A 16,980-nucleotide genomic window follows, 5' to 3' on the forward strand; every position below is an offset into this window, starting at 1 on the left:
CGGAGCGCAAGCGGATCATTTAGTTTCAATCCTTGGTTTAGAGGATGGGGAGGGTAAACGACCCATGACCTGATGACCAAGTCACAATGACACGAGTTTCAATCCTTGGTTTAGAGGATGGGGAGGGTAAACCCTGTTCTAAGGGTGGGTTCGTGGAAACAAGAAACTGTTTCAATCCTTGGTTTAGAGGATGGGGAGGGTAAACTCGCTGATCATACTGCCGAATACCCGGGTTATATCATTGGTTTCAATCCTTGGTTTAGAGGATGGGGAGGGTAAACAGGGTGGAGAGCTTGGAATCTATTTTGGCGGCGGTTTGTTTCAATCCTTGGTTTAGAGGATGGGGAGGGTAAACACCGGATATCGGCCGCAAACTGTCTTTGGCCAGCTTGTTTCAATCCTTGGTTTAGAGGATGGGGAGGGTAAACGTCCGCGCTTTGCTCCAGCACACTCATCCCGGTGGTGTTTCAATCCTTGGTTTAGAGGATGGGGAGGGTAAACCCCTTCTGCCAATCCCGTGCCATTATCCTGATCATGTTTCAATCCTTGGTTTAGAGGATGGGGAGGGTAAACCCGCCCCGGAGATGCGGTGATTTGCATTGGTATGAGTTTCAATCCTTGGTTTAGAGGATGGGGAGGGTAAACACCGTCGCCGCCGAGATGAACCGCCATCGCCACATGTTTCAATCCTTGGTTTAGAGGATGGGGAGGGTAAACTCACCTTTCCACCTTTCCACCAGGAGTTCCCATGTAGTTTCAATCCTTGGTTTAGAGGATGGGGAGGGTAAACGATCCTGATCTTCTTGATTGGTTCCGAGACTTTCTGTTTCAATCCTTGGTTTAGAGGATGGGGAGGGTAAACTGGGGTGGTGGTGGTGGGGTGAAAAAGAATCTAAGAGTTTCAATCCTTGGTTTAGAGGATGGGGAGGGTAAACGGTAAACTGTGCAGCAATGCGCTTTCCGTAGGGAATGTTTCAATCCTTGGTTTAGAGGATGGGGAGGGTAAACTGCTTTTGTATTGACGGACAAAGACCACGAACGCGTGTTTCAATCCTTGGTTTAGAGGATGGGGAGGGTAAACCCGGAGCGTATCCGGTCAGGGTGTGCGCGTCCAGCGTTTCAATCCTTGGTTTAGAGGATGGGGAGGGTAAACGCTGACCATGACCAAGTCACGATGACACGATAATCGTTTCAATCCTTGGTTTAGAGGATGGGGAGGGTAAACCCGGCAGCGACGCCAAGATGCTCCGCGAGTTTTTTTGTTTCAATCCTTGGTTTAGAGGATGGGGAGGGTAAACCCTTTAAAATCAACAACCCCAATTTTAACTTTTTAAGTTTCAATCCTTGGTTTAGAGGATGGGGAGGGTAAACAGCTGCCCCACCCAATGACCAATGACCACCATCTATAGTTTCAATCCTTGGTTTAGAGGATGGGGAGGGTAAACTCACTCAAGGAGATATTCTATTGCCATGAGATAAGTTAGAGCATAATCCCGGATGGGGTAAACAGGTCGATTCATCTTTTTAATCCCCTTTTTCTTCACAAATTTATTACTTCGGACACATCCAAACACTCTATACTCCTTTAAAAGAGCAACATTCCAGACAAACTCTAGATAAATCCGTCTCAGGCAACACAGATGTTGCGGTAAGTACAATCCTCGCATTTTCTCTTTGATTTTTTAGCATTCGGATAGTAGGACAGGTTAATGATGTTGAAGATATCGTCAAGTACTTTTTTTGCTTTTATCTTCAGGTTCTCGGTGATATCGATTTGTTCCAGGTGGTTTTTACTTCGCACATAGACGATGAAGGCTCGGTTGACAGTTCTTTGGAATTGTAATTCGATCAACATAGCATACAAGGTCTGCTGCATAATATGGGTATTGTAAATCCGGTTTTCCCAAAATGCATATTTATAATCCAATGGAGCAGCAGTGCCGTCTTGTAAAAAAAGAACTTCATCGATTTTACCAACCAGCATTAGTTGTTCCGAGCTGAGATAGACATCGAGCAATTTGGAATCCGCCCCGACCTTTTTTCTCAAGTAGTCCTTATTGGTTACAAGTTTGTTTTCATGAATCAAACGCCCTTTATTGACCAGTTGCCTGCGGTGCTCGTGTTGTCCTACCTTTAGGACATTCATAAAGTATGTGAACCTCGGGCAGAACATGTGTTCAATAACTTCTGATGGCGTGATAAAGATGAAGTCCATTTTACATTATAAGTGCTTTGATTTCATCGGTGATGAGGTTTTTATCAAAAGCTTGCCCGAGAAGTTCGCATTGGTCAAAGTCATCCCGGCACATGGGGAAGATATAGACACGGTCATAGTTGGGCTCGATTATCTCTTCGATCTGGCAGCGGAGTTCTTTTCTTTTTGTTTTGTTCAGATCACCGAGAAAAACCGAATACTGCACTCGATAAATGCCGGATTTTTCGCAGAACTTGGCAACTTTGTTGCGGATTTTGTTTTTTTGGATATCATAAAGAACCCACGTGAGCATCAGTCCCCCTCGTCTTCAATGTCCGAATCATCGGATGACAGGAAATTTGACAGTTTGGTGTGCAAAGCAGCATCCATGTATGAATCGCGCTTGCCGATGAGGAAGTTTGCGAAAGCATGCGCATCCGTCTGGATTTGATCGATTCTTTTGCGATTCTTATTGTGATAGCGGATGATCTCGTCGAAATGCTCGATCAGCAAAGGGGCAAAGAACTTCTTTCCATCCGTGGTCAAGATGACTCCATTGTGAATGGATTCGATGAATTCGGGCTGCATTTTTCTGCGGGAGAAGATATAGAAAACGGGCTCGTCACAAAAAAAGCGATATGTTTCGATGAAATCAAACACAAAGGACTTTTTATTGTAATTGTCCTTGTGAAGCAAGCCCAGATAGGGATCGAGTCCTGCGATGATCAATGCCCTTTCCACCTTGCTGTAAAGGATTCCATAGCCGTAATTCAGGAAAGCATTGAAAGCATCCTTGGCAGGTCTTGTCGATCTGCCTTGAAAACGGAAGTCATCCGGAATCAGATTTGCCAGAATGCCATAATAGGTTTTTGAAGCTCCGCCTTCCCAGCCCATCAGAGATCCTGAAAGCTGCTCAAGGGTGCCCTCGCAATTGTATATGGTAATTGCAAGCTCTCTGATCTTTTCCAGCTTTTCAGTATAATCATCCGCCATAGATGTCCGCTTGGAGATCAATCGCTTCGCGAAGCGGTATTGGTTCATGATCTTGATCGTGATGCGTTCTTTTACGAAAGACAAGCCCAATTGCTCGGACAGCATTTCCAGCTGCCTTCTGCGGATCATCGTCGTGCTGCCCAATTTTGGGTACCATACCCTGGCATAAGGATCTCCGTATTTATCCAGAAAAACGATGTCAATATTGTAGTCCATGGCAAGCTGTATGGCATCCGAGCTGATGTTCACTGCGTTTGAGATGATAATGGACGATACCTTTTCAGGGGAAAGCTTCACACGCTTGTCTTCGAGACTGACCTCAAACATGTTGTCTTTCTTTTTGATGAATGAGCCGTAGGTGTTGAGGTGGATTTCCATAGCTATAGCGCCAAACAAGCCGGGTCGGTGCTTGTCAGCATCAACCCCGTTTCATTTGAGTAGGGTAAATCGCAGTACAAAAAGCCTTCATTATCGGTTAGTTTATTGCCATGCAGTAGATTCTTGACTACATACAGCGGCACATCTACCTGGTGCCGGATTTTTTGCCAGCGAGATTTGTTTTTCAGCTTTGCATAATACTTCATGGGGATGATAGGGGTTTTCATGGTACTAATCCTGCGGGTAACTGCATTATGGATGTCATTATCCTCACCATAGTCACAGATATTGGCACACAGTTTTTGTGCCTCGGCATAGGCATTGACCCCATCCAGAAAATCAGGATCGGAGCGAATATCAAAGTCCCGATAGACTTCATCCACCAGTTCAGAGAGAGCAGATTCACTTGGTCTGGATCCGTGTATCTTCTGGAGCACAGCATAGCTGCGTTGAAGAATGGAACCGTTATAAACAAAAAGTGACGGGGGTCCATGCTCAAACACATAAACACAGGATTCTGTCTTGACACCACGTCGATTGACCCTGCCAACTCTTTGGATGAGAGCGTCTATGGGAGCGTTTTCACTGATCAGGACGTCAAAATCAATATCCAGAGACACTTCCACGACCTGTGTTGAGACCAAAAGGCAGGGAGATTTACTGCGGGAAAAGCGTTCGATCATCCACTCTTTGACAGTTCTGTGTTTTTGGATGTGGCGTGCGTGATAACAAAGGCTATTAGCACCAACATCATCCATTGTCGGCTGAAGTTCATGGCAGAGCGTTTGGTAGAGCGAAGTGGCTCCATCGATAGTGTTTACCACTATTAGTATCTTACGATTCTGGGACAGATGTTGTTTTACCAAATCCATGATCAAATCAGTATCGGGCAGGCATAAGAAGCTGTTTCTAGCCTTACCGGCAAAATCATGGGCTTGCAATAGCGTCAAAGAAGGGATAGTTTCTTGAAGCAAACCGATCAGATACTGCGGCATCGTGGCCGACATAATGAAAAAAAGGCACCCGCTTTGATGCAACCCGGTCAAGCATGCGATAATGAGTCCCATGGTATAGGCGTCATAGGTATGGATCTCATCGATAATAATCCTGGCATTGATGAGGTTCAACTCCTTGATTTCCCAATATCCGATATTGAAACCGGAGATCAGGACCTGATCGATAGTGCAAACCGATACCGGATAGCAAAAGGTCTTTGCAAGGAGATAATCGCGACTTGTATATGATTTGTCGGTCTCCTTTTGATGAAGCAGAGCGGATGAATGAACCAAAGCAACGCGGCTTTCAGAGAAAACCTGTCGCATCCGTTTGAAGATGGCGTTTGTTGTGACTCGGGTGGGCAGCAAATAGACTATCCTGCCGTCCTTGGTCCCTGCCCAGAGCAATGCCGCTTCCGTTTTTCCCGTTCCTGTGGGAGCGACAACCAGCATGCTTGTAGATGAAAGGGCACAGGTTTTCTGATATTCATACCACTTTATCAACTGTCCGTTTTTCTTCTGCGATAGTGCATGTGCGAGGAATTCGATGTCGATGCACGGATATTTGAAGTAAGGTTGTGGGTCCACGTTTCCGGAGGCGAACCAATCCGACAGATATAACAACCCCTTTCGACGAAGGTAGGCGGATCTATCCAAAGGTTCAGATGTGATAGCTTGCATTATGGATATAAAGATTTGATAAATCTTCTCAGCTTGTTTTATATATGATAGCTTTTGGGGAAGAGATGGGGCAAGATTATCATCATTCAGTATGTTATGCAATTCTGAAAGAAGAATCATGGGAGCGATATCATCATAAGACGGGCTTGCAAACCTCGCAGAATTGAAAGTGTTGAATCCAATGTCCTTATGATGAGAGTAGATGCAGACAATTTCCGCTAACGCCTGTGGGTACATAAACATGAAGATTGCCGCAGAGAGCAGCTCATGTCTGATATCCTCGCCTCGATTTTCCTGCAATTCAGGTTCCGAACTGATGTCTCTTCCTGAAAGCACGTTCATGTGTTTCTGGAAAGCGTCGTTGATTTTACCGATGTCGTGAAACAGAACCATCGCTTCAAGAAGAGGGAGATCATCGCGCGCAAGGACATGCGGCATGAAGGATATCAGACGCCCGAGCATGGAAAGAGCTTCCATGCTGTGATCATAGAGAGTTTTATCCGGTTTTGCCAGATATCGCATATTTGCTGTAGGTAAAAACCGGGATCGAAACATCATTGTGGATGATCGCAGGAACTGTCATTCCGCCTGTCAACTCGGCTCTTGTTCCCACGAAGGTGAGTTCTTGTCGAAATCTGATGGATCTGGGTTCATCATCCGGGTAATCAAAAGCGTAGGGGACATTATACGTAACAGGGCTGATGATGGTGGAATAGCGATAGATATTATTCGGGATTAGATCATCAAGTCCGATTCTCATTGAAGAGCGCAAATCGCCATGCAGTACGCAGTGTTCAACCGATCCGATGTCTTTGATAGCTAATTGCGGATATATGGCGCAAGCACATATCTTCATTAGCGAATCACTGTTTCCGGCGGTCAGGGCATAATAATTTCTGCCGAAAGCCTCGTTGAGTGCATTGATCACCGCTTCCCCGGCGCCAAAGACGAACATGTACTTGTTGTTGAACAGATACTCTCTTTTCAGGACGGATGATTCGGTGCCTCTCTTTGTGGATTCTATCTTCCAAAGATCGGAGTAAATGCCTTGATAAGTGCCTTGAATACCAATCTCGACATCGCTTTCGTCAAAAAATACCTGAGCATCGGAGGGTGACAGCCCAAGTGCCGCCCCGGCCATTCCGACGATCGCCGTCGGAGGTGGCAGGGGTAGAGTTTTGTGGAAATTATGGTATTCGGGGATGCGATAGGAAGCAACCTCAGCAAATGCCTCCACCACCAGGTATTCCCGCGGGTTCATTATCCGATCCCCCGTTAATTTTGGTAATAAGACGTTACCCAAGATCTAATGGCGGCGAATCCGTCACCCAGAGATTTCACGCCTTCTTCCGCAGGAAAAACCGAAGATTGAGACGCAAACACAGATTCATAGATATATGGTTTGTAGTCTTCAACCACGGATTTTAATACAGTAATATCGATTTTGTGGTCGATCGACTCCAGAAAGATGGGGTTCTTGCAGGAGAGATAGGCAGCGGCGATAAATTTGGGTGAAATGTCGGCCAGAAAACGAGATTGTCTGCCGCTGCTCCATAGATTCTGAAACGCGTCCAGGAACACAAGCACACGTTTCGCTTTTTGTTCGTTCGTGAGGGACATATCTTTCTCTTCCGGAATTGTTTCTCCTTTTTTAGGTTTCTTCTTCGTGGGTTTGGAAACGAATCCGTCTCCGGTTCCCACTCTGTCCAGTTCGATCATGATCGTACCCCGATACAGGCCGCGGTGCATTTCAGTTTCAAATATATTGGGGTCCAAACCTTCATCTTTACCCATATAGTTGGTGCCAAAATCCAGATCCGCCATATATTTGCTCAAAGCAACCAATGGCGATACCCGTATAGGTGATGTGCGTTTGATAGAGTCCGTCTGGGCATTCAAGTATCCAAACAGATCGTCGTCAATATAGATAACCGGATCACATCTTGTGATCGGCGGGTGTTTCTTGTTGGCATCGTTCTCATCCCCAGAATCCGCAGTTGATTCTTTGAGTGGACCTGAAGTCGATATCGGTGAAAGCTGGCAGCCAAGCGTGCCAAGTTGGTCTCTCAATGCCCTGCGAAGAGCTTGTGATGATACATAGGGGTATTCAGTTCCATCAAATGCGGTGATCTTTTTGATAACGTTGATGTTGTCCGTATCCGAATCTCCACCGTTTAAGCTGGCGTATGAAATCTTTGCCAGATATGTGATCGTGATCGAAGTTGGTTTGTAGTTTGTGTTCATGCTTGTTCCCCTGTTTGTTCTTCCTTATTTGTTAGGTGAGTTAATGATGCTCATAGCCTGAATGATGGAAAACTGACGTACATATTCGAAGTTTTCTTCTGTTATCCTGTTTATCATTTCACGGCTGATAATTAAATTGTACCTGAATTGCAGGGAAATCAGGACATCCAGGAATGTCTTCAGATTTCTGGATTTGCGCAGTTGGATGATCTTTGCTTTTCCGATCTTGGAGTTTTTCCCTTTGAGTGTTGCCATTCCGATCTGGGAACCCAGGTTGATGGCAAGATCGCGCATTTCATCGTTCATGGTCATATTACCTCCATAGTTAATATATGACTCGTACAAGGCAATAAAATCGATCACTTTGCTTAATGACCGATTTTTGTTTTTACACACTATTCGTTCGATTATCGACATGATTGATTGCTTTGACAGCACAGCTTTTGCCCACCGATCGCGATCCGCCGTCGCAATATCATATTGGTTGGCGCCTTTACCTGAGAGAGATGAGTAATCGACCGCCGCGTGGAACATCGAGACAATATCCAGTTTTTTTTGCCCAATCAGATCGAATAGCCGGAACAAATAGCTCATCTCCGTGTACGTTCCACTTGTTTGAGGACGTACGGTCTGGCCGAATTTTTTTGCAAAGATATAGAATACGGTGGTTTCGTATCTCAGTGTCGCATCGATCCCCCTGAGCCAATTGATGTCATCATCCACCGGCTTCATGGTCTGGTCTTTCTCATATACCGTGTAAAGCAGAGCAAGCATGATCTCATGAAAATGCTGGCATTTGATAATTTTAATATTGTCAGTGAAAAGGCTGAAATTGGTTCTGTAACCCACATCGTCTCTCTGTTGCGGGCTTAGCATGAAACTAACCGGAAGAAAGCGGTTGTTTACGAGGATCAAACCATCGAGACTGTCAACATTGAAAGAAAAGCAAAAGAGTTTTTGGCTTTTTGTCCCCTTACTCTCGGATAAATACAGAAATTTCCCCACGCTCATCCGGTTTAGATAGAAACATTTCCAACAGGCTTCAGCAGGTTTTTTTGCAAGTGGTACATAGCTCAGTCCCGCGCTTGCTCCTCCTAAAAATGGAGAAAACTTTTTTGTTTCATAAGTGTCAGCATATTTTTCCCCGCAGATAACACAGGTTCTTTTCCCGGGGGAAACCGAGAACGGAGGTAATTTTGGGACGGCTGTATTCCTGTCATCTATATAGATTGTGTCTTTATCGGGTATTTTTATGTTTTCCGTTTTCTCAAATTCAGACAGCCTTTTTTTTAACTTCTGAGGAAGTTGAATAACCTTGAAACTCATATCTTTTTCGCCTTCAGCTTTTGGCATCGGCCTGGAGTCGCTGATTAACTGAGCAAATCCTATCTGCTTCACTTTCGGATATCGGTGAAATCTATCTGCCTTTCGGTCATAGTAAACACCCCGCATTTCTTCCCTGGCTTTCTTGTTCGAAATATCGAAATGAACACTGCAGACCCTGTGATATGCTTCCGAAAGAGTCCTGTTGATGTCAGGTGACGTCAGAGTTATGCTGTTGCCATCCATTTTTATGTCAACACCATCTGTTTGTTCGCTCTCCAGATGATTGACCAAGCTTGCTAATCCGGCGGCATGAAGAGGATCTGCCGTCTTTGAAAATGTGATGGTCTGCAATGCTACATCCGTTTCAGTCATATAATCTCCTTATCACCCCAAACCCCCGTGCGCTTTGTTTGCCCAAGCCAAGGTATTCGGGAATGATGAAGTTTGTAGTGAATTCGCCTTTGAAGCAGTTCATGGCGATACCATGAAAACTCACGTCCATGGGTTTGAACCAGCCATCGATCCGGACGCTGTCAAAGTCCTCGATCCAATAGCCAAAGCCCTTGGAAAGGGTTTTCAGATTGTTTTTCAGGATACGTTTGAGCATGGCGGACTGATCAACCGGGTTCGCATCTTTATATTCAGCATAGTTTTCGCTGTTGAGCGCCATCCAGGGTGTGGAGAACCGATATTTGTGAAAGTCCGGGGATTTGCCAAAATCTTCCTCACGTAGGATCACTTCCCGTTCATAGGTGCTGATGATCTTGTCGTTTATTCTGATCTGGTCGATCTCGAGAAACATCTTTTTCATGAGGTCGATGCCTTCGTTGATTGCCAGCAAGGCGGGATGCCCGTCAATAATCCGATACTGGATTGAGGGGCTTTTATAGATGAATCCCTGCCCGGGCAGATGATTGTGAAACAGATGGTCATGTGGATACTTATTAGAAAAGTAGCCGCGCAACTTAGGTATGTCCGAGGGACGCATTTGCACATCGGTAAAGGTAATGACCAAGTATCTGATCGCGATCACATAACCTCCGCAGGTTTATATTTCAACAAAGTATTTTTGATTTTGAAAGCTCAAAGCACCACCCATGCTCATCAGATCGAATCTTATATTTATTGTCAAGCTCTATTTTTTTTCAAACATCCCAATGGGTGCTATAAATCAAAGACGTTATCGATGCTCTCTATGGTAGGATTGGAATCCGGCGGCGCCGTAGCGCAGCATGCCAATGCTGCTGAAATCGACCCAGTTTTCAAAGCCCAACCTAATGATAGCCTACTTCACCAAAACCCGGATACCTTCAGAATGCGCGGAAAACTCAGGCGCATACATGCATTGGATGGAGGTAATGCCGTTGGAAAAATCTCCCTTGTTTGTGATTCTGAGCGGATATTCGAACACGTAAGTTCCTTTGTGCAGGTATTCGATGAAGAAGTTCGTGGCGGCATCTCCGGTCGCTTCATAATAGCGGAGTCCGTCCTGCCATTTGGTTTTGGATATGACGTTTATCGGTTCAAATCCGGCGCTGCGCATGTCTTTCATGTGCACATATTCCATGTCTCTATCGGAACGCAACTCTATTCTGACGATTACTTTATCGCCGATCTTGAGCTGAGTTTTGGCGCTAATGGGATCCAGCACCTTGCCGGTAGCGGTGATTCGTTCGACGAAGAGCGTTTTTTTGAGTTTCAATGGAGTTTCCGCCGGAGTGATCTTATCCAGGTCTTCAAAGTATTGCCAGTAGAGAGAGCCCCAACTCGATACGCGATTGGGATTGGTGACCGTGACGTTTGCCATTTTAGCTGTGATGTCGCTGCCCGACCAAGAGGTTTTGAAATAGCCCGTTCCGGCTTCCACTTTGGCGTCATCGAGCTTCAGCGGATCGAGCTTATTGCCGCCGATGGTGATTTCAGCCAGGTCGTCAGTATTGAGCCACTGTGTCCCGGAAAGAAGCAAAGCATAGCAAGCCGATGCCGTGGCTTTGGTCGTTTTCCAGTTGGTGGTTTGCTTTTGTTTGAGCAGCCAGGTGCGCATTTAGTCAATGGATGAGGTGTCATTGGCGACATCGTGAAATGCCTCGATCAAGAGCGACTGCGTCTCGATCGGCGCCTGATACCAGAACCAGCCCCGGTTATCGTTTTTCCACCACATGCCCATTTCTTCGTCGTGGAGGGCGCGTTCTTTCAGGGAGGCAATGATTTTGCCGGCAGCGACCTTATTCTCAAAGCGGTGCAGGGCGAGGGCGATCAAACCCTGTCCAAAGAGGTCTTTACGATTCCAATACTCATCCGCCTGAGCCTTGAAATAATCCACCGCGACATTGACGTCCTCAGGGATCGCGATATCCTTGAAGAACGAACGGGCATAGAGATAGTGCATTTCCAGGTAGCCGAGGTTATCCTGATCCAGACGTCCATACTTCCTGATGTTCTCATAATCTGCGAGAATCTGGCGGTCGATGTATTTGATGGCGTTCTGCGTCATTTTCCAGACGCGTGCGTCCTTGCGGATAGCGGTGACGCCGAGGTGGTCCAAATGTCCGAAACCTTCCACGATATACTGTGTGACCCACCAGGAATCATTCATACCGGGAAACCATGGCCAGGCACCGCTTGGGCTTTGGTTCTTCTGCAATTTGGTCAAGGCGGAATCAAATTGGTTTGCCATATTGTTGAGATCAAACAGCAGTCCGATCCTCTGCTTGCTTTGGGATTCGTTTTTGGCATCCAGCACCCAGGGCGTTTCCTGCAAGAGAACCGCTTTCAACTCCTGGTTTTTCTCCAGATTGGAGAGCAAGGCAGCCGAATTGGGCGTGTCCCTCCAGGCATCGAACACTTTTCTGATGCGGGGATTGGCATTGGCGATCTGGGAAGCCAGGCTGTTGGCATAAAAGCGCGAGAAAATCTGTTCGTTGCAGTCGTGAGGATACTCCATCAGGTAAGGCAAAGCCTGAACAGCGTACCAGGCGGGATTGGAGGTGTACTCCAAGGTCAGTTTGTGGTTCCTGATCGTGGTCGAAGCCGTGCTGTTTTTGAGCTTTTCAAAGACAAAGGATTTGGTGGAGTTTCCCCTCACCGGCAGGGGCAGGCTTTCGGTTACCAGCATGCGGTTGGTCAGAACCGGCAGGGTGTTTTCCTCGCCGTCGGAAAAGTTTCCCGCCCTGGCAACCACTCTGTAAGTGACTGCGCCGATGCCGAAAGGAATGCTCAGATCCCAGGAGAGAACCGTGCTCTCGCCTTTTTTGACCGAGAAAGGTATCTGTGCTTTGGTCAGGCTGAAATCCTTGTCCACCGGCGCCATGCTGATGGCGTCAAAGAGAAAGAGCTGGCAGTTGCCGGACTGGTCTTTATCGTCCAAAGACGTGATCTTGGCGCTGAAGGTGATCCTGTCCCCTTCCCTGAAAAAGCGTGGGGCGTTGGGCAGCACCATCAGCGGTTTTTGAGTGACCGTGCTGTTTTCGGTAGTGCCGATCTTGAAATCTTTCGACAGTGCCAGAGCGCGGAACTTCCAACGCGTCAGCGCTTCCGGAACGGTGAAGATAAAGCTGATCTCTCCGGTTTCATCCGTCCGCAATTCCGGATAGAAAAACGCTGTTTCGGCAAAGTTGCTACGCGCTGGGACCCCTGATAGGTCTTCGGTTTTGGCTTCCTTTTGTTCTTCACCCCTATCTGTAACACCCGCTTGCAGGGAGACAATATTCATGGTGCTTGAAACGCTTTTATCGGCTCTTTCACCCGCTACTATTGCAGACTTGTGGATTCCGCCTCCACGTCCAATATTGTATCCATACCAGTTGAACGCATCAAAGTTCCTTTGGGGGATGTAGTCTAAATATCGCGGGCTGTTAAACATTCTCAGACCGACGGGAAGGGCAAAATTGCCATTGACCCAGCCGCGGGTTTTTGCAGCCTTGCCAAGCACATTGGCAGACCACTTACTATCCCGGAAGGCGTCCAGAGATGCGTCATACATGGAAGCCAGGACTTCCGCTGTTACTTTTCCTCCGGTATGATCCTTCAGCTTGATCCGCCACTGTTCTCTCTGCCCGGGCAGCAGCTTGTCCCGGAAAGTCATGTATTCAAATGATATCTGCTTGTTTGTCCAGGGCACGGTGATTTCCTGGCTGTGAGTATAAAGCCTGCCGTCACGGATATAGGTGAAATGAATGTAAAAGCTGCCCCTGTCCTTTTCTGCGACGGGAATAGTAATCAGACGCTGGCTATTGTCGAGAGTGAAACGCAAGCTATCGACGATCCCCCGGTCTTTCTCCACTTCATACAGCACCGAAACGTCTGAGTATCCGCTGCCGATGAGCACTTTGGCGTTTTCTCCGGGTTCGCAGACGGTTTTAACCGGCACAAACCAAAACGCCTGTGGATAAGGGATGGCGCTCTCTGTGGAATTGTAAACCGTGAAATACCTGGTAACCTTGATTTCCTGCTGCTTGTAGCTGGCGCTTGCTACCAGGACGTAGGCTCCGGGCTTCCATTTGCCAAAGTTTCTGATGATAAGCGAATCCGCCGTCGCAGTATTGAAACGTTCTGTATAGACGGATTCCAAGACTTTCCAGGAGGTGATGTTATCCTCGTTGGCATAGACATCGTTTGGAAACAGCTTCAGGAACTCGCTCCGCTCCATGTAGTTGCGGTCTGGGGCTTTCCAAAGTCGTTTCTTCTGCACATGCTCTGGAGTTTGAAGGCGCGAAATGGACACGGTTCCCTGTGCGGCAACCGGTTCCCCACCGAGATTTGTGGTTTTGATGGGAATGCTAAAGCGTTTGCTTGCCAAGTCTATACCGGCGTCAAGCACGGGATTCAGGATCAGCTCCTTCTCTCCAATGTTCAGAGTAAGCGTTCCGCTGCGCGTTTCTCCGCTGATATCGGTGACGTCCACGCTGATGCTGAATGTAAAGTAGGGATTGTATTTTGTCATAGCTGTCCCGTCACCCGTTGCCAGGAATGTCAGTATAAACTCTCCCTGAGAGTCTGTAAGTGCTGTTCCATGCGCGATCTCCTTCCGTGGAGCGTCTGGTGCATGCCCCCACCACCAATTCCAGAAGGGATACTTTGCCTGCCGGGAGACTCTGTAGGAAACCACGGCATTATCGATAGCGAAGCCCGCGTAGGACAAGGCATTGCCTTTCACGCTCACATACTGGTCGAGCTTGTAGGTGCCCACCGGCGTATCGATCTTCACTTCAAAACGCGGTCGTTTATATTCCTCCACACTGATACTCACTGAAGTGTTCCCGGCATAGATGCTCATATTTCCTGTCAGTACTCCTTTCGGAGCGGTGAAAATGCAATTGAAAGTGCCGTATTCATTTGTTTTTAGCCTCTGGCTGGCGATCTTCTGGCGATTGACATCATAGAAAAACACATTAACACTTTCGTTCGGTAGCAGCTTCTGGTGTTTCTCTCCGTCCGTTTCATACAAAACTCCCTTCAGGTAGATGGTCTGCCCGGGACGGTAGATGCTGCGGTCTGTAAAGAGTAGGCATTTTTGCTGTTTGGATTGCCAATCGCCATAGGCGTGTAAGTAATGATTGTAGATCAGGAGTGAATCCGCGCCACTAATTATCACCACTCTGATATTATTGTATTTCAAATCGGTGGAAAAATAAACCCTTCCATTCGCGTTGCTGTTGCCGGACCAAATTAGGGGATATTTATACTTGGAATCGGCTCTGTTCCATTCCTGATTATAAATTTTGATCGTGGCGCCGGAGATCGGAACGCCCGTCTTCCGGTTCGCGATCAACATGCTGCCATCCGGTCTGGCAGGGTTGATATAGGAGATCTCCGTGCTGCTGAAAATGCTGTAGCCCACCACGGATCCGGCATCGAGGTTGTCGTCTTTTTCATTGGCGGCGATGATGATATAATTTCCGCTCGGCAGGCTGGTCAGCGCCAGTTCATAAGTATGGGAGCGATAGTCCTCTTCGTTTTCAAACGCGAAGCTTTTGCTCCATAGCGGCGCTTTTCGCGACAGAGCACGTGCCTTTTTGTAATCGTCGCGCCGCCAGGATTCCTCTTCGCTATATTCATCAAGTTTTGAAATATGGGGAATGCGGTAGATTTTCAGCTTGATCCCGGTCAGTTTTTTGAGCCCGAGCAACACTTTAACCGGCGCCCCGGGAAGCACATACTGCTCAGACGTAAGTTTCAGCTCCGGATGTTTGATGATGTTGGACAACGCAAAACAAGATATTCCACCGACACTCTTGGGATTAGCGTCCACTGCCCAAGCGCAGATTTCCACAGCGGATTTGTAATGCCAGCGGTAATCTTCCGAAAGATCCGGATTATAGAGGCTTGCCTGGCTATTGAAGAAAGATGCGAGCTTGTATGCGGCAAGAGCCGAAACCGGATAACCGGAATACTTCGATTGTTCCAGGCGCAGGGCAGCTTCATAATGCTTTTCGGCATTGGTTAGGGAAAAGTTTTTAAAGGCAAACTCCAGCCGGTCAAGATTCATTTCCACCAAGGCGGAGGGGTCTTTGTCATTCAGGTGAAAGCGGATCAATTCCTGATAGAGCAAGGCTGCCTGAAACTTTAGCGATAATGTGTCCGCAGATGTGATAGTCATCCTGGCAAAGCCGGCAGCGGGCTGGAAAAACTTGGTATCGGTGATGCTAAACTCCTCCGGAGGCAGGGTCAGTCCCGATTCGGAGTTTTTATAGAATTCCAGCGCGCGATGTGCCAGAAAGTCATAGAGAGTAGGCCGCAGCAGCCCTTCCTCCGCACCGCCTTTATTGATAATAGCGGGATAGTCGCCGATTTTATGTTTCTGCAATTCGGCGGCTTGTTCCAAAGACAGGCGGTAAGCGTTGATCGTCTCTTTGGCGATGGTCTTCAGATCCCAAGTGGCGATGTCATCCTGCTGGAAATTGACCGTTTCGCTACGCATACCGTAGCGCCAGCGGCTGCTTTGGTAATAACTCCAGTAAAGCTGAGCAAGCATGCTGTGCAGAATGGCGGAAGCGGGATGGGGAGCCGTCTTCAGATATTTCTTCACCTTTTCGATGGCTTTCTGGGAGGAGGATTCCTCGACTTGTTGGTGGATTAACAGTTGGTAGGTGAGCGCCTTGATTTGCTGGTCGGTCTTATCTTCTAATACGGCAGCCCGGTAGAGCGCGTCAACTTTTACGCCCATGGATTTGGGTAGGCGATCTGCTTGCAGTTTGTCGATCTCTTTCCAGGCGGATTCATAATTAAAAGCCGTCTTTGAAACGGCGCCCAGAAACGCGACCAGCCCGCAAGCCAGTATCAACATCATCAGTTTGGAATTCATGCTAACTCCTCTTTGGAATCGATCAATTCAGACACATTTGATCAGATTTATCGACGGATAACTCTTCAGCTATGCAAAGCAAACGTTGGCATATCTGTCAAGATATTTCATTGGCATAGCCGCTTTTAAAATGGGGAGACGGTTCAAAACCACCAATAATGCTCTCCTGCGGTCTCCTTCTCGATAGAACACAGACGACGCGGATCGTTATGATCTTCATGATCATTAAAAATCTGTATCGAAACAACTCGTTCACCTGTTCACCAACTCACATGGTGAGTCCTAATATAGTTTACAATAGGTTTATTTCAGTTTTGACTTAATATAAGCCTACGTAAGATATATCGTAACCAGATGATGATAAATGGCTTATATTGAGTTAAAACCATAATTACGGATCTAATAGAAGCTGGCGCGCAAGCTTCACACCCGTAATTTTTTCCTGCCAACATGAGAATTCCACGCCTCAATTTAGCTGAGACTTCGCTTTAACCCCAAACTCCCCCGTTGACATCTAATAAAAGTATTAAATCCTTTACAGGCGGAGTTTTAGGTCAAAGACTGGATTCACAGCCTTCGCATGGCCCCCCTTAGCATTACGGAATCAATACGGACTCATTACGGACTAAGTCCGTATTGACTCCGTAATGCTAAGGAGAAAGGTGGTATTTTGGACGATTCTTCCACTCACCCATTCAACCGTTCACTCGTTCACCTTTCCACCAGAGACTGTTCAAGTAAATTCCCTTAAATTTCAATAAATTAGCGTTTCGGAAATCAAGAAAAGTGGGCGAAAGGCATCCTTAGGCAGGGGTTGCTTTGAATTGACATATCGTCTGCACAGTGTACACTTCAGTAAATATCAA

The 16,980-nt window shown here is 47.0% G+C and carries 10 protein-coding genes and 1 CRISPR repeat array; all 10 genes read right to left on the reverse strand.

Going from position 1 to position 16,980, the window contains the following annotated elements; genetic code table 11:
* The first annotated feature begins 22 nt into the window (after positions 1 to 22).
* Positions 23 to 1,445: a CRISPR direct-repeat array (repeat unit 37 nt; unit sequence GTTTCAATCCTTGGTTTAGAGGATGGGGAGGGTAAAC).
* A 182-nt stretch (positions 1,446 to 1,627) separates the two neighbouring features.
* The gene (gene cas4, locus Q8M98_10075; GenBank protein MDP3115102.1) at positions 1,628 to 2,215 is read right to left on the reverse strand and encodes a CRISPR-associated protein Cas4; all 588 of its coding nucleotides are present in this window, start codon (positions 2,213 to 2,215) and stop codon (positions 1,628 to 1,630) included.
* A 1-nt stretch (position 2,216) separates the two neighbouring features.
* A complete protein-coding gene (gene cas2, locus Q8M98_10080; GenBank protein MDP3115103.1) occupies positions 2,217 to 2,507 on the reverse strand; it encodes a CRISPR-associated endonuclease Cas2 in 291 nt (96 codons plus the stop codon).
* A complete protein-coding gene (cas1, locus tag Q8M98_10085) occupies positions 2,507 to 3,565 on the reverse strand; it encodes a CRISPR-associated endonuclease Cas1 (GenBank protein MDP3115104.1) in 1,059 nt (352 codons plus the stop codon). The genes cas2 and cas1 overlap by 1 nt, the downstream gene beginning before the upstream one ends.
* 2 nt (positions 3,566 to 3,567) lie before the next feature.
* The gene (gene cas3 / locus Q8M98_10090) at positions 3,568 to 5,763 is read right to left on the reverse strand and encodes a CRISPR-associated helicase Cas3' (GenBank protein ID MDP3115105.1); all 2,196 of its coding nucleotides are present in this window, start codon (positions 5,761 to 5,763) and stop codon (positions 3,568 to 3,570) included.
* On the reverse strand, positions 5,738 to 6,502 hold the full coding sequence (gene cas5, locus Q8M98_10095; GenBank protein ID MDP3115106.1) for a CRISPR-associated protein Cas5: 765 nt from the start codon (positions 6,500 to 6,502) through the stop codon (positions 5,738 to 5,740). The genes cas3 and cas5 overlap by 26 nt, the downstream gene beginning before the upstream one ends.
* A gap of 14 nt (positions 6,503 to 6,516) precedes the next feature.
* Positions 6,517 to 7,485: a type I-B CRISPR-associated protein Cas7/Cst2/DevR gene (cas7i, locus tag Q8M98_10100; GenBank protein MDP3115107.1), complete on the reverse strand. Its 969-nt coding sequence runs from the start codon at positions 7,483 to 7,485 to the stop codon at positions 6,517 to 6,519.
* 24 nt (positions 7,486 to 7,509) lie between these two features.
* Positions 7,510 to 9,183: a hypothetical protein gene (locus tag Q8M98_10105; protein ID MDP3115108.1), complete on the reverse strand. Its 1,674-nt coding sequence runs from the start codon at positions 9,181 to 9,183 to the stop codon at positions 7,510 to 7,512.
* Positions 9,176 to 9,844: a CRISPR-associated endonuclease Cas6 gene (locus Q8M98_10110; GenBank protein ID MDP3115109.1), complete on the reverse strand. Its 669-nt coding sequence runs from the start codon at positions 9,842 to 9,844 to the stop codon at positions 9,176 to 9,178. The genes Q8M98_10105 and Q8M98_10110 overlap by 8 nt, the downstream gene beginning before the upstream one ends.
* A 252-nt stretch (positions 9,845 to 10,096) precedes the next feature.
* On the reverse strand, positions 10,097 to 10,855 hold the full coding sequence (locus Q8M98_10115; protein ID MDP3115110.1) for a hypothetical protein: 759 nt from the start codon (positions 10,853 to 10,855) through the stop codon (positions 10,097 to 10,099).
* Positions 10,856 to 16,114: an alpha-2-macroglobulin family protein gene (locus Q8M98_10120; GenBank protein ID MDP3115111.1), complete on the reverse strand. Its 5,259-nt coding sequence runs from the start codon at positions 16,112 to 16,114 to the stop codon at positions 10,856 to 10,858.
* Positions 16,115 to 16,980: the final 866 nt, after the last annotated feature.

The organism is Candidatus Cloacimonadaceae bacterium (assembly GCA_030693415.1).
Taxonomy (GTDB): Bacteria; Cloacimonadota; Cloacimonadia; order Cloacimonadales; family Cloacimonadaceae; genus JAUYAR01.

What these genes read in the sequence shown, in the direction of transcription:
- cas2 (MDP3115103.1), bottom strand. Translation starts at nt 2,507, where the DNA reads ATGCTCACGTGGGTTCTTTATGATATCCAAAAAAACAAAATCCGCAAC.
- Q8M98_10115 (MDP3115110.1), bottom strand. Translation starts at nt 10,855, where the DNA reads ATGCGCACCTGGCTGCTCAAACAAAAGCAAACCACCAACTGGAAAACG.
- cas7i (MDP3115107.1), bottom strand. Translation starts at nt 7,485, where the DNA reads ATGAACACAAACTACAAACCAACTTCGATCACGATCACATATCTGGCA.
- Q8M98_10105 (MDP3115108.1), bottom strand. Translation starts at nt 9,183, where the DNA reads ATGACTGAAACGGATGTAGCATTGCAGACCATCACATTTTCAAAGACG.
- cas4 (MDP3115102.1), bottom strand. Translation starts at nt 2,215, where the DNA reads ATGGACTTCATCTTTATCACGCCATCAGAAGTTATTGAACACATGTTC.
- cas1 (MDP3115104.1), bottom strand. Translation starts at nt 3,565, where the DNA reads ATGGAAATCCACCTCAACACCTACGGCTCATTCATCAAAAAGAAAGAC.
- cas3 (MDP3115105.1), bottom strand. Translation starts at nt 5,763, where the DNA reads ATGCGATATCTGGCAAAACCGGATAAAACTCTCTATGATCACAGCATG.
- Q8M98_10120 (MDP3115111.1), bottom strand. Translation starts at nt 16,114, where the DNA reads ATGAATTCCAAACTGATGATGTTGATACTGGCTTGCGGGCTGGTCGCG.
- cas5 (MDP3115106.1), bottom strand. Translation starts at nt 6,502, where the DNA reads ATGAACCCGCGGGAATACCTGGTGGTGGAGGCATTTGCTGAGGTTGCT.